This window comes from Dongia deserti, from assembly GCF_003574735.1.
In the GTDB taxonomy this organism is placed as follows: domain Bacteria; phylum Pseudomonadota; class Alphaproteobacteria; order Dongiales; family Dongiaceae; genus Dongia_A; species Dongia_A deserti.
Map to the genome: position 1 here is coordinate 119,324 of NZ_QORW01000002.1, position 12,832 is coordinate 132,155.

Sequence of the window (12,832 nt, forward strand, 5' to 3'; positions counted from 1 at the left end):
AATTCACTCCCCTCTGCTTAGCTTGGCATCTCGATCTGGACCTTGACCGAGCCGGTTGGCGGCTTGGTGGCGAATTCGAAGGCGCGGATGCTGTCCTCGAACCCGAAGGTTCTGGTGATGAGCGGCGTCACGTCGATGTCGCCCGACGCCAGCATGGCGACGCAGCGCGGAAACACATGCGCATAGCGGAAGATGTGCTCCACCCGCGCCTCCTTGATCGCCGCGTGCGTGACGTCATAGGAGATCGGCGCCACCGGCATGCCGATGAAGACGACGCGCCCGCCCGGGCAGATCGCGTCGAACAGGGTCGGCGCGACCTTCTGGTTGCCCGAGCACTCGAACGCCACGTCCACGCCCCAGCCGTCGGTCTCGCGCTTCACGACATCAACCAGGTTTTGCACGCGGGCATCGACCGTGACCGCCGCGCCTAGCTGCTTGGCGAGTTCGAGCTTCGCCTCGTCCACGTCGCTGACGATCACGCGCGCGCAACCGGCGGCGCGGGCGGCGAGCAGCGTCACCAGGCCGATCGGACCGGCGCCGGTCACCACGGCGATATCGCCCGGCTTGATCCCAGCCTTGGTTGCGCCATGCACGCCTGTCGCCAGCGGCTCCACCATCGCCGCGGCCTTGAGCGAGACATTGTCCGGCAGCTTGAACGTGAAATCCGCTGGATGCACTACGGTCGGCCGCAGCACGCCATGCACGGGCGGCGTCGCCCAGAACCGCACGGCGGGATCGAGGTTGTAGATCCCGAGGCGGCTGGCCTTGCTGGTCGGGTCCGGAACTCCCGGTTCCATGCAAACGCGGTCGCCTTCCTTGAGGTCCGTCACGTCAGTGCCGACCTCCACGATGACACCGGAGGCCTCATGCCCCAGGATCATCGGCGCGCGCACCTCGAATGGCCCGATCTTGCCGTGCGTGTAGTAGTGCACGTCGCTGCCGCAGATGCCGACATTGCGCAAAGCAATGCGCACGTCGCGCCGGCCTAGCTTCTCCTCCACCGGAATATCGCGCAGGGACAGCTTGTCCTTTTGCTCGAGAACAACTGCTTTGACCATGATTCTCTCCTTCATCCACGCGCGACGATGACAGCCCCGATCAAGAGGGACAGCAAAGTCGCGACATATAACGGAATATGAGCCTCCAGAAACCGCATCCACAACAGATGCAGCGCCACAAATATCACCGTGCCGATGAACACCCGGTCGAACGCATTGGTATGGATCGGCAGGAACCCGGTTCGGCCCTTGTTGGCCTTGTCATTTCCGTTTTCGGTTTCTGCCATTGCCCTACTCCTTCACCGCGCCGAAGGTGAGGCCGGCGACGATATGGCGCTGCACGAGGCCCAGGAACAAGAGCGCCGGCAGCAGAGTCAAGGTGGCGGTCGCCGCCATCTGGCCCCAGTTGGTGCCGGTCACGGTCACGAACTCCGCCAGGCCCGTCGTGATGGTGCGGGCGTGCACGCTGGTGAGCGTCGCCGCGAACAGATACTCGTTCCACGCAAACACCCAGGTGAGGATGGCGGTGACGGCGAGACCCGGCCGCGCGAGGGGCAGGATGACCTTGGTCAGGATCTGCCAAGTATTCGCCCCGTCGATCATGGCGGCCTCATCCAGCTCCTTCGGGATGCCGTCGATCACGCTGCGTAGAGTCCAGATCGCGAATGGCAGGTTGAACACGCAGTAGAGCAGGATGAGTCCGGTACGCGTGTCATAGAGCTTCCAGTCGCCGATGGTGAAGGCCTGGGTGAACAGCAGGAACAGCGGCAGCAGGAATACCGCCGGCGGCGCCATTCGGTTCGTGATGGTCCAGAAAAAGATGTTCTCCTTTCCCACCAGCTTGTAGCGCGACAGGGCATAAGTCGCGAACAAGGCCAAGGTGGTCACCAGCAGCGCGTTGCAGCTCGCGACGATGATCGAGTTGATCAGGTATCTCTGGAAGCTCGGGTCGGCGAGCGTGTTGGTGTAGTTCTCAGTGAAAAAGCTGCGGATGATGAAGTTCGGCCGGCCGAACAGCTCCACGCGGCTCTTGGCCGAGACCACGAACATCCAATAGATCGGAAACAGCGTGACGAAGCTCGCCACGGTCCAGAAGACCAGGGACAGCCACGTGCCGCGTCGTTGCTTCTTCTTCGTCATCATTCCGCCTTCGGCAGCTCGCGGCGCGTCACCAAGGCCGCGTAGAGCAGCCAGCACATGACGATGGTGAGATATAGCGTGAGCAAGGACATCGCCGCGCCATATCCGTAATCCGTCTTCGGGAACACCACGCGCCAGATATGCAGGCCGACATAGCGCGTCGCGGCGCCGGGGCCGCCGCCGGTCAGCATCCATACCTCGTCTACGGTGCGCAGCGCATCCATCAGGCGGATGAAGACCGTAGCCAGGATGGTCGGCTTCAGCATCGGCAGGGTGATGTGCCAAAAGATCTGAAGCTTGTTGGCGCCGTCGATCTGCGCCTGCTCGAACGGCTCCTTGGGCATGGTGGCAAGACCGGCAAGCAGCGTCAGCGTCACCAAAGGCGTCCAATGCCAGACGTCCATGATGATGGTGGTGACGAACGCCTGGTCGGCATAGGTGCCGAGGCGGAATTCAATTCCGAACCAGCGTTCGAGGTAATAAGGCAGCGGCCCGAGGCCCGGCACGGTCAGCAACCGCCAAGTGGCGCCGACGGCGATTGGCGCCACCATCAGCGGCAAGGTGTGGATGGTGCGGAAGAAACCCTTGAACGGCACGTCCTTCATCAAGAGCTGAGCCAGGAAGTAGCCGAGCACCACTTCGCTCGCCACCGCGAAGAAACCGAACCCAAGTGTCTTCCACAGCGCGCTCAGGAATTGATCGTCGAATACCAGCCGGCGGTAGTTCTCGACGCCGGTGAAATGAGGGGTCGGATCGGCAGCGAAGGCGTTCCAATCGGCGAAGCCGACCACCAGCACATAGACGAACGGCACGACGCCGAACACCGTCAAGATCAGCAGCGTCGGCGCCAGCAGCAGCCAGCCGATGGTGTTGGACCGCATTCACCCACTCAGACGCGCAAAATGAACCGGGGCGGCAAGGCGCCGCCCCGGCAGGGACAGGACTACTTGCGATAACCCAGCTTCTTGAGTTCGGCCTCGGCCGCCGCCGCCATCTTATCGAGGGCTTCGGACGGGCTGAGCTCTCCGGTGATCGCCTCATAGAAGAACGGCGCCGTCGCCTCGCGCACCTGGGCGTGGAACGGATACGGCGGCGCGCCTGCAAACAGCTTGCCGTCGTTCTTCATCAGCGAGAAATAGCCGTCGGTCTTGGCATCCATATCCTTGACCTTTGGATCGTCGTAGGTCGCCTGGTGCGTGATGCGCGAACCTGCCACCGCCCAATCCGCCTGTACCGACGGCTGGCCGATATACTGCAGGAACAGCAGAGCCGCCTGCTGATTCTTGGACGAATACGGGATGCCAAAGGCGCCGCCGTCGTAATAGCCGATATAGCCCTTGCCGGACTCGGCCTCCTGCAGGACGCCCTCCTCCAGCGGTGGTAGCGCCACGCCCACCTTTCCGACCACGTTCGACTTGTCGGCATTGGTCGCGATCCAGGCGGCGTTCTCGCCATAGACCAGGCCCTGGGCGGCGCGGCCGGCGGCGAAGCTCGCCGCCACCTCGTCCCAGGTGCTGGAGGTGGATTCGGGCGGCGCAAACTTCAGAAGGCCGAGCCAGTATTCCAGCGCCGCCTTGGCCTTCGGGCCGTTCATGGAGCCGCCATTGGCGACGGTGGCACCCCAGCCATCCTGGTTGATGCCCCAGTTATAGACGCCGAAAGTCGGCCCCCAGCTCTCGAAGAACTCGTACCAGGAGGCTGGATGGCCAGTGTGGGCCTGGACCGTGGAGCCCCAGAGTTCCTGGTCATTGTCCTTGCCCCACTGGGTGAAGAACTCCGCGATGTCGCGGTACTGGGCGTGGGTCTTGGCTGGCGCCAGGTCGTAGCCGTATTTGGCCTTGAATGCCTGCTGGTTGGCGGGATCCTCGAACAGATCCTTGCGATAGAGGTAGACCTTGACGAAGGCTTCCATCGGAACGCCGAACACGTCGCCATCGGCGTTCTTGAAGTAGTTGATGAAGGTCGTGAAGTTGTCGACCTTGAAGTCGGGCGCGGCCAGCTTCGGATCGTCCTTCAACGCCTTGCTGATGTTCACCAGGAAGTCGCGGGCCAGGTACGAATAGATGATGTCCTGCTCGATATAGACGAAGTCATAGATGCCGGTCTTGGCCTCCATGTCCTTGATCGCCTTGTCGTACATCTGGTCCCAGGACGTTGCCTCGAACTCGACGTTGATGCCGGTCGCCTTGGTGAAGGCGGGGCCAAGCACCTCCTTGACGTAGTTCGAGGGCGGCGTGCTTTCGGAGACGCCACGGATCGTGACGCCTTTGTAGGGCGCGGCCGCGTCCGACCAGAAATCGGCATGGGCAGTGGAGATCGCCGCCAGCATCGAAGCTGCGGCGATCGCGGCTCTTGTTCCAGCTCTCGAGCGCATCGGATTCTCCCAGATTTGATTGTAGTTTTGATTGTTCGAAGGCGCCGGAACCGGTGGATCTCGAGATGATTCTTGTGCTGGCCGGCAACGGCGCGCTTCTCGTGCGGAATTATCTGCCGACTTCCCGTGTGTGCTACACGCTTTTGGCAGCCCGACTGTGCATTTTTTTCGCTGTTTAAGATTTTGCGGTGCAGCAACTCCGGTCAAGTTGATTGACACAATCCGCCGACTTCCTGAGCATGCTGAAACAAATGGGAGGATGGCTGGATGAAGCGATCGAGGATCGTGCCGGATTTCGAAGTCATCGTCGGCGGACCGCAGGAGTCCTTCCGCTGGAACGTGCACGGCTACCCCCACGACCTTGCCAAGTGGCACTACCACCCGGAATACGAGCTGCATCTGATCCAGCACACGTGCGGCAAGATGTTCATCGGCGATTATGTCGGAAGTTTCGCGCCCGGCTCGCTGGTGCTGACCGGCCCCAATCTGCCCCACAATTGGGTGAGTGACATCTTGCCCGGCGACTATGTGCGCAACCGCGACATGCTGGTTCAGTTCAAGGACAGCTTTGTGCGCGAAGCCATCGAGATGTGGCCGGAGTTCAAGGAGGTCGAGCCGCTGCTGAATGATGCGCGCTACGGCATTGAGTTCCACGGCGATGCGGCGATGGTCGGCGCCAACGTGTTACGCCAGATCGGCCAAGTCACGGCGATGCGCCGCCTGTTGCTGCTGTTCGAGTTGCTTTATGAACTGGCGATCTCCACGGAGCGCAGAGTCCTGTCCAGCCGCGACTACGCGGACGCGCCGGACAGCGCCGCTGCCGACACCATCAAGCAGGTGATCGACTTCCTGATGAAGAACATCGCGCGGGATGTGCATCTGTCGGACGCTGCGCGCTACTTCGGCATGTCGGAGCCGGTCTTTTCCCGTTTCTTCAAGCGCAACACCGGCCACGGCTTTGTGCACTACCTGAACCGGATGCGCGTCAACCGTGCTTGCGACCTGCTGACCGGCACGGATAAGCCGGTGACCGATGTGTGCTTCGAGACCGGCTTCAACAACCTGTCCAATTTCAACCGGCAATTCCGGAAATTGTGTGGTCTGCCGCCATCGGAGTATCGTCGGCAGGTCAAGCGCAATCTGCGCAAGTCGACAGACCTCTATCGGTTCGAAGAAGAACCGGTGAATGCGCCCTTGGCTCGCACGCAGACGATCCACGAGCTTCTGGGCGCAAGTGTGCGGAGCTAGGTTGTAGCGAAGAGCGTGATGCTCGGCCGCGCGATCATCAGCCACAGGATTCCGGCGACCGACGCGAAGGCGGGCAATCCGAAGGCGAACCAGGTCCAGAACAGCTTATGATAGGCGGGTGGCAGCGGTTTATTGTGCGCCGCCGCTGTCTCCGCGAGCGCGCGCATGCGCATCTGCATCCACACGACGGGTAGCCAGAAGGCACCAGTCACGAGATAGAGGATGATCGAAAGCACGATCCATCCTTCGGCCAGCGAATAACCGACGTTCCAGACCAAGGCCATGCCCGTTATAGGCTGCAGCACCACCGCCGTGGCGGTGAACAGGAGATCGGCAATCACGACGATGCGCGCGACACCGGCAATGACCGCGGCTTTGCCCGTGAAATGCGCCATCAGCATAAAGAACGCGATCCCGGCCCCAGTGCCGAACAGGATTGCCGCGCCGATCACATGGACGTACTTCAGCAGCAGGTAGAGCATCACCGGTCCCTGAGAATGGCGAGCGCTGTCAGGTTCAACATCAGGATGGGCCAGATCTTGGCCAGCGGCCCAAGCGGCTCCAGCCAAAGGCGCGGCAGCAGGATCGTGCCCGCGACGACGTAAAACAGTGAAATGGCCAGCGCGGCGTAGAGCGCCGGCCGTGCGAAACGACGGATCGCGATGCCCACGCCGATCAAGAAGTCGGCAAGCCCGCCCGCGACCACGGACGGCCCGCTCAACGGCCCTGCTCCGCCCTCCAGCATCAGCGCCACGCCGAGTTCGTAGCTGGGACCCACCGACAGGATTCCGGTGACGATCCAGAAGCCGGCAAAGATCACGAAGATGAGCGGCTTCAGGAGGTACATGGGTGCGAACCAGCGTTCCTGTACCGAGACCGGCTCCGCACTTAGTGCCGCGGAGAGGGTACATGGGACGATGCCGGTCATGTGCGACCACGGCTCCGGATCGCCCACGGCGCCCCGCGTGATCTCGCGGCGCGCCGTCGAACGCACCGGCGGGCGCCAACCAAGAAAGCCCGAGAGATCGCCGAAGAAATAGATCAGCCGTGCGATCCACTCCGGCAGATGGAGGATTCGCGGCGGCGCATCGCCGCGCCATCGGCGATAGCGCAGCACGACATCCGCGAAGGACAGCCGCTCCGGACCCGCGACATCCAGCGCGATGCGGCTCGGCGCATCCGGCTTGAGGAAGAACAGAACCGTCTCAACCACCTGTTCCAACTGCACCACTTGCAATGGCCCGGTGTTTGGCATGACAGGCAAGACCGGCAGGGCAGCGAGGGCGCGCATCAAGGCGCTGGCACCATAAGCGGCGCGGCCAAGCACGACAGATGGGCGCAGGATGACCCAGTCGAGATTGCGCACCATCAGGGCACGATCGCCCTCAAGCTTGGTGCGAGAGAATTCCGTCGGCGTTTCGCGATCCACGCCGATGGCGGAAAAGTGCACAATGCGGCGGACGCCAAGCATCTCGCAAGCCGCAAACAGAGCCGCAATGCCGACGGTATGCACGCCTTTGAGATTGTCCGACGGGCTGTCCTGCAGCGCGCCGGCGCAGTTCACCACGACTTCGACGTCGTGCAGATGCGGAATCCAGTGTTCCGGCGTGACTTGGCGGCCGATATCGAGCGCCAGCCATTTCGCCTCAGGCTGACGCCGTTTGGCCGCGCCAACGCTGCGCGATACGCCGACCACCTCGTGCCCAGCCTCTATGAGGCGAGCCACCACCGCAGATCCGATCAGGCCGGTTGCACCGGTGACGAGGACGCGCAATCAGGCCTCCGCCGGTTTGAGGCTTCTGAAGGTGATGGAATAACGCAAGCTGTCTGCCGAAGGAATACTGTGTTCCCACTCTTCCCGCACCAGACCGCGCAGCAGATAAGCCGAGCGTGGCTCGAGCAGAAGAGCCTCGCGCTGCCAGCCTTCCCCCTTTCTGCGCCGCAACCGAAACCGACATGACGACAGCAGTGAGATGCCGATCACATCCTGGAAGACCGGCCGGTCCCTATGCCACCCGATCCCGGCGCCCGGCTGATATTCCGTGACCAGCACATGCTTCAGCGCCGAGGCATCTAGCCGCGCGAACTCGGCCGCCTGCTGGCGCAGCGGTAGCAAGAACGGAGGAATCTCCGGCGCTGCGTGCACCGCGCTGTCAGTGAAGTCATAGCGAAAGCCGAACGAGACAACCCGGCGATTACCCAGGTAGCCGCGGAACTCGAAATTCTTAAAATCCAGCTCGGAGAAGCGCGCGACCAGCGCGCCCTCCTGTTCCCGCGATATGAGGTCCGGCTGATACTCGAATCCCTCGATGGCCCGCGGCTCGAACAGGCTGAGCTGTGTCGGGCGGAGATTGCCTATTGCGAAGCTGAGCGCTTCGCCTTCTTGGCGGTCTCTTCTAGGCATTCCGCATCGGTCGACGCGTTTTCCTCGGCGCAAGGATGCGCCTTCACTTCGATCCATCCCGGCGGATCGCTCGCCGGGAACGAATCGATGGAGGCGACCTCGACATGATCGTAACCCTCTACGACGACCTTGGGCTTGCGCCGTTGCATGGGAACTTGCGGCATCGTTCATGCCCTCATGGTGGTAGCATGTAAACTCTTGAGAGGTTGGGCAGGTTCCGCCCACCTACGAAACCGTCAGCGCCGCTGATATTTCAGGTCCAGCTCCCGGATCGCCTTCTCGCCGGCCTGCGGATTGAGCTGGCGCAGGATGGCGTCGATTTTGGCCTCCTTGCGGTCATCGCTTTCCTTGGATTGGGGGGACCCGACATAGAGAAACATCGCCAAGCCGCCGACCTGCCACAGCAGCTGCAGGAATTCGGACTGCCAGTTCTCGAACGTGTCCCTCCCCATCAGAATGAGATAGTCCGAGACCATGATGGGCACCTGATGCTGCTCTTGCTCGCTTACGTAAGAGAACCAGCCCAACAGCCAATGCCCGATCATCGAAAACGCCATGAACCCCAGAGTGATCCAGGCATACCCATGAGCTTTCCATCGCATGCCGACCTCCTCCGTTCTACGTGTGAAATGACAAATCGTGCGGGACGCAACAAAGTTCCCAGTCCGACTGACCGGCTCGCCAGGGACATTTTCTGACTGACGGCGATTTTACGAGGCGAGGCAGCGTTTGCCCGTCATCGATGTTTGTGGTGGGCAAATTCTTACCATGCCTTGGGAGTCTCACCGTGTCTTTCAATCCACTCGAAGAAAGCGGCCTGCCGCTAGAAAAGCAGTTTCGCAACTGGCGCGACCTCAACGTGACGCCCTACGACAAAGAGGCCGTCCATCCGTTCGGCCGATGCCGCGGCATCGTGGCCAATGGGATCGAAATCGAATCGATCATGTTTTCCCACATGTTGGCGCGCAATACCCTGGACCCGGAGGTGAAGCGGCAGCTCGCTCTCGTGCGCCGCATCGAGGCCCAGCAGCAGAAGGCCGTGAACTGGCTCATCCCGGGCGATGAGACCACGCTGGAGGTGACGCTGGGCTATGAGCAGGTGGCCGTCGACCTGACCGCCTGGGTCGCGCAGCACGAGCCCGATGCCTATCTGCGCCAGGTCTACGAATTCGGCTTGCTTGAGGACTTCGACCACCTGTACCGCTACGCCAATCTCTACGACCTGCTCGACAGTAAGAAAGCGGAGAAGATCGTCGGCGCGCTGACCGAGATTACGCCTGGTCGGCCGACCATCTTCGAGCATCGCGATCCGCGCGACGAGATTCGGCGACCCATGACGGCGCCGGCGGCGGATCCCCAATCCATACTCAACGCACTGACGGTCATGTCGGCCGAGCAGCAGACCATGAATTTCTACAACACGATTGGAAATCGCTTCGTCGAGCCGCTCGCCCGCGGTCTCTACCTGGAGATCGCTCAGATCGAGGAGCAGCATGTCAGTCACTATGAATCCATCCTCGACCCAGGCTGCACCATGCTCGAGAACCTGGTAATGCACGAATACAATGAGTGCTGGATCTACTATTCTTTCATGCAGGAAGAGACCGACGCGAAGGTCAAGGCGCTCTACGAGCAGCACTTGGCCATGGAGATCGAGCATCTGCGCATCGCGTGCGAGCTGATCAAGAAGATCGAACGGCGGGATCCGGCGGAGTTCCTGCCCAAATCGATCGAGCGACCGCTGCAGTTCAGGGAGAACAAGGCCTTTGTCCGCGAGGTTCTCGCGAAGCAGGCCGACCTGACGGCGAAGGAAACAGAGTTCGTTCCGGTCGCCAGCCTGCAGGAGGACGATCGCTACTTCGCGTACAACGGCACTGTGAATGCCGCCTGGGTGCCGACCGAGGACGTCATCGCGAAGACCATCGAGAATCGCGGCGACGAATATCGGCTTGAGACCGAAGGACCTCATCCGGTTCCGGGCCTCCGGCGGGCAGATCAGCGAAAGGCTGCCAGCACGGACTACGCCAAGCGGATCGCCGCAGAATGACGGAGGCGAAGATGGCGATGACGATCCAAGACGTAGCAACCATGAGCTTCAGTGCCCAGGACCCGGCGACTTTGAGAGAACTGTTGACTGCGGGCAAGAAGCTTCCGCCGGATTCCACCGCGCTGCTGATGCAGGACCACGCGGAAGTCAAGGCGATGTTCCGCCAGTTCGAGTCTGAGAAGCAGATGAAGCCGATCCTAGCCCGCAAGATCTGCATTGCTCTCACCGTGCATGCTGAGATCGAGGAGGAGATTTTTTACCCCCAAGCCGGCACAGCACTCGAGGACGACGAGCTCATCACCGAGGCGATCGAGGAACATGCCGAGATGAAAGAACTGATCGCCAAGATCATCGAGGATGTGGCAGCCGAGAAGGCGATCAACAGAAACATAAAGGCTCTGAAGGGCAGCGTCGAGCATCACGTCGCGGAAGAGGAATCCGAAATGTTCCCCGACATGAGGCAGACCGACACGGACTTCTACGAGATCGGCAAGGCGCTCGCTGCGCGAAGGGTGGAGATTTTGCTGGCCTTGAAGCGCCAGGAGAAAGGAATCGAAGCGCCGTCATAGCCGGCACGAGATGCAGCTTGACGTCCGAGGTGCTCCTCCGCCGCTGTTCTTCTTCTAGAGCAGTAGCGCCTTCTCTCGCTCGATCTTGGACGCAAGCTCTCTCGAGCTGGCATCGTCCAAGGCGGCACGCAGCTTCGGAAAGTCCACCTTTTCTTCCTGGCGGACGTGGCGTTCGATGAGCGTGCGCAGCTCAGTGGCATGAAGGTGCCATTGCTCGTCAGTTTTGGGCGTCTGCTCGAGCTTGTAGAGCAATACCTTCATCTCCGCATGTTCCTCATAGAGCTGGGTTGCATCCTCGGCGGTCTTCAAGTTATCGCGCAAGGCAGGATAGACGATATCCTCCTCAGCCATGGCGTGCGCGGCCAGGCGCCGCTTCAGGCGCAATAGGTGTTGCGCCCGGCTGAAGGCCTGAGCGTCGGCGGACTCAACCATGGCATCGAGGTGAGACATGATCGCGCGATGATCCGCGAGCAAGCTCGCAACCGGATCGCCGCCGGCCCTGGTTCTTGCCATGCCGCGCGCTTGGGCGACGACCGGCGGCAACAAGCGCGCCCCGATCAGCGCAATGAGAGCACCGCCTGCGAAAGAGGCGGCGGCCCGGATGGGGGATATACGGAAGGCTCTTGGCATGGCGGGACCTATGGCTGGCGTGGTGCCATTGAAAACAAGCCGATCCTCAGTCTGTTGCGTCGACTTCACCGTCGGAGCGTGCGCCTGCAGGCCGGCTAGGCGACGATGCGGCCGCCGTTCAACAGCGAGAAGGCCTTCGAAGCGAAGCGGGTCAGCACGAGGCCGAGTCCGATGCCGATCGTGACCGTGACGATGACGCTCGCGACGTAATGAGCGAGCATCCATGGCTGCGTCTCAGCCGGCAGGACATCCCAAAGGATCAACTTGACTCCGGCGATCAGCGGATAATGTGCCGCATGCAGGAAGAAAGCCAGGCCGCCGAAGCGCGCGACCAGGCCGCCCATGGGCGTGAGTGCCATACGCTGGAACAGGCCCCAGCAGGCCAGCACGCCCACTAGGCGCATGCCGCGGGTCACCACCTGCAGTTCGAAGGGATTGCCGTCACCCACCACGTAGGGCGCCAGCGTCCGCGCCGCGCACAGTGCAATATAGGCCAAGAGGAAGATCGTCGTTGCCCGCACGCCGATCTCGACCGGCACGCCGCGCAGCCTGATCCAGCCGCCGAGATAGAAGAAGAACACGACGTCGGCGCGGAAGAAGATCCACAGATCGTGCCCGATCAGCCAGGACGCCCCCAAAAACACGGCGCCAAACAGTGGCGCACGCGTCAGCAGAATCCACAGGAGCGGGCTGACCAGTACCGTCACGAAGAGATCGCGGACGAACCAGAACTGGAACCCGATCGGGTGAGCGCTGATCCCCAATACCGCGTTCACGTAGTCCATGGCGCCGGCTCGGTTGAAGTCGATGTTCATCTCCGACAGCAGCGGGTGGCCGGGCGCGGCAACAAAGAGGACCAGCAGGATTGCCAGGAACAGCGTGTTCCAGAATACGAGCGGCAGATAGAGCGAGGCGAAGCGGCGCCGCATGCGGCTGATCAGGGCAGATGCGGGATCGGAAGTGAACGAAAGGAACAGCCACCCCGAGATCATGCTGAGCAATGGCACGACACTGAAGAAGAAGAACAGCACGAAGCTCTGCACGAATGTTGCGACGTGATTCTGGGTCGGATCGAAGCCGCGGAAGGGTGAGATGCGCGCGTTTGGAAACCACTCATAGTGTATGAACACCAGCCCGACGATCAGAGTGATGCGCGCGAAACTGATCGTCCGGGACAACTCTTCCTTGGTCAACGCTGCGCGATCGCCGCGGACCATGGCATGGAGTGCGCGCCCGGTGCTGATCAGTGCTGCGACCATTACTCTCCCGTTCACGCCCGCTCTAGCAGAGGCCATTGCAACGTTTCACGCCGTCACGGCTATGTTTCAGCGATGTTTTGGAAGTGCTGGCAGGAAACAATGTTAAGCCGGTGCCGACAGTTCCCCAACCTTCTACTTTGAGAGTCATGCCACGATCATGCCT

Annotated in this window: 15 protein-coding genes; 3 read left to right on the plus strand and 12 right to left on the minus strand. The window is 61.5% G+C overall.

Annotated features, from left to right (window positions below; all coding sequences use genetic code 11):
* Nucleotides 1-17: 17 nt before the first annotated feature.
* The 5 genes from DTX69_RS03575 to DTX69_RS03595 form a co-directional block, all read right to left on the minus strand.
* On the minus strand, nucleotides 18-1,058 hold the full coding sequence (locus tag DTX69_RS03575) for an NAD(P)-dependent alcohol dehydrogenase (RefSeq protein ID WP_119300428.1): 1,041 nt from the start codon (nucleotides 1,056-1,058) through the stop codon (nucleotides 18-20).
* Between the two features lie 11 nt (nucleotides 1,059-1,069).
* Complete coding sequence (locus DTX69_RS03580) at nucleotides 1,070-1,285, minus strand: DUF2160 family membrane protein (RefSeq protein ID WP_119300137.1); 216 nt, start codon at nucleotides 1,283-1,285, stop codon at nucleotides 1,070-1,072.
* 4 nt (nucleotides 1,286-1,289) lie between these two features.
* Complete coding sequence (locus tag DTX69_RS03585) at nucleotides 1,290-2,141, minus strand: carbohydrate ABC transporter permease (protein ID WP_284735527.1); 852 nt, start codon at nucleotides 2,139-2,141, stop codon at nucleotides 1,290-1,292.
* The gene (locus tag DTX69_RS03590; RefSeq protein ID WP_119300139.1) at nucleotides 2,138-3,019 is read right to left on the minus strand and encodes a carbohydrate ABC transporter permease; all 882 of its coding nucleotides are present in this window, start codon (nucleotides 3,017-3,019) and stop codon (nucleotides 2,138-2,140) included. Before DTX69_RS03590 ends, DTX69_RS03585 begins: the two co-directional genes overlap by 4 nt.
* Nucleotides 3,020-3,081: 62 nt before the next feature.
* The gene (locus tag DTX69_RS03595; RefSeq protein ID WP_119300140.1) at nucleotides 3,082-4,512 is read right to left on the minus strand and encodes an ABC transporter substrate-binding protein; all 1,431 of its coding nucleotides are present in this window, start codon (nucleotides 4,510-4,512) and stop codon (nucleotides 3,082-3,084) included.
* Between the two features lie 267 nt (nucleotides 4,513-4,779).
* On the opposite strand from DTX69_RS03595, the gene DTX69_RS03600 reads away from it, so the two are divergent.
* The gene (locus DTX69_RS03600; RefSeq protein WP_119300141.1) at nucleotides 4,780-5,760 is read left to right on the plus strand and encodes a helix-turn-helix domain-containing protein; all 981 of its coding nucleotides are present in this window, start codon (nucleotides 4,780-4,782) and stop codon (nucleotides 5,758-5,760) included.
* Here DTX69_RS03600 and DTX69_RS03605 read toward each other — a convergent pair.
* The 5 genes from DTX69_RS03605 to DTX69_RS03625 form a co-directional block, all read right to left on the minus strand.
* On the minus strand, nucleotides 5,757-6,242 hold the full coding sequence (locus DTX69_RS03605) for a DUF2269 family protein (RefSeq protein WP_119300142.1): 486 nt from the start codon (nucleotides 6,240-6,242) through the stop codon (nucleotides 5,757-5,759). The two genes, DTX69_RS03600 and DTX69_RS03605, sit on opposite strands and share 4 nt — an antisense overlap.
* A complete protein-coding gene (locus tag DTX69_RS03610; protein ID WP_119300143.1) occupies nucleotides 6,242-7,534 on the minus strand; it encodes an SDR family oxidoreductase in 1,293 nt (430 codons plus the stop codon). Before DTX69_RS03610 ends, DTX69_RS03605 begins: the two co-directional genes overlap by 1 nt.
* Nucleotides 7,535-8,164: an alpha-ketoglutarate-dependent dioxygenase AlkB gene (locus DTX69_RS03615; RefSeq protein WP_119300144.1), complete on the minus strand. Its 630-nt coding sequence runs from the start codon at nucleotides 8,162-8,164 to the stop codon at nucleotides 7,535-7,537.
* Nucleotides 8,116-8,328, minus strand: coding sequence for a hypothetical protein (locus DTX69_RS03620; protein WP_119300145.1), 213 nt, complete (start codon nucleotides 8,326-8,328; stop codon nucleotides 8,116-8,118). The genes DTX69_RS03615 and DTX69_RS03620 overlap by 49 nt, the downstream gene beginning before the upstream one ends.
* Nucleotides 8,329-8,400: 72 nt before the next feature.
* Nucleotides 8,401-8,766: a DUF6766 family protein gene (locus DTX69_RS03625; protein ID WP_119300146.1), complete on the minus strand. Its 366-nt coding sequence runs from the start codon at nucleotides 8,764-8,766 to the stop codon at nucleotides 8,401-8,403.
* A 185-nt stretch (nucleotides 8,767-8,951) separates the two neighbouring features.
* Between DTX69_RS03625 and DTX69_RS03630 the strand changes: the two genes are divergently transcribed.
* Both DTX69_RS03630 and DTX69_RS03635 read left to right on the plus strand, forming a co-directional pair.
* Complete coding sequence (locus tag DTX69_RS03630) at nucleotides 8,952-10,211, plus strand: ferritin family protein (protein WP_119300147.1); 1,260 nt, start codon at nucleotides 8,952-8,954, stop codon at nucleotides 10,209-10,211.
* Nucleotides 10,208-10,780: a hemerythrin domain-containing protein gene (locus DTX69_RS03635; RefSeq protein WP_119300148.1), complete on the plus strand. Its 573-nt coding sequence runs from the start codon at nucleotides 10,208-10,210 to the stop codon at nucleotides 10,778-10,780. Before DTX69_RS03630 ends, DTX69_RS03635 begins: the two co-directional genes overlap by 4 nt.
* A 54-nt stretch (nucleotides 10,781-10,834) precedes the next feature.
* Here DTX69_RS03635 and DTX69_RS03640 read toward each other — a convergent pair whose 3' ends face one another.
* Both DTX69_RS03640 and DTX69_RS03645 read right to left on the minus strand, forming a co-directional pair.
* Complete coding sequence (locus tag DTX69_RS03640; RefSeq protein WP_162916611.1) at nucleotides 10,835-11,293, minus strand: hemerythrin domain-containing protein; 459 nt, start codon at nucleotides 11,291-11,293, stop codon at nucleotides 10,835-10,837.
* Nucleotides 11,294-11,505: 212 nt separating this feature from the next.
* Entirely contained in the window at nucleotides 11,506-12,669 is a 1,164-nt protein-coding gene (locus DTX69_RS03645) for an acyltransferase family protein (protein ID WP_119300150.1), read from the minus strand.
* Nucleotides 12,670-12,832: the final 163 nt, after the last annotated feature.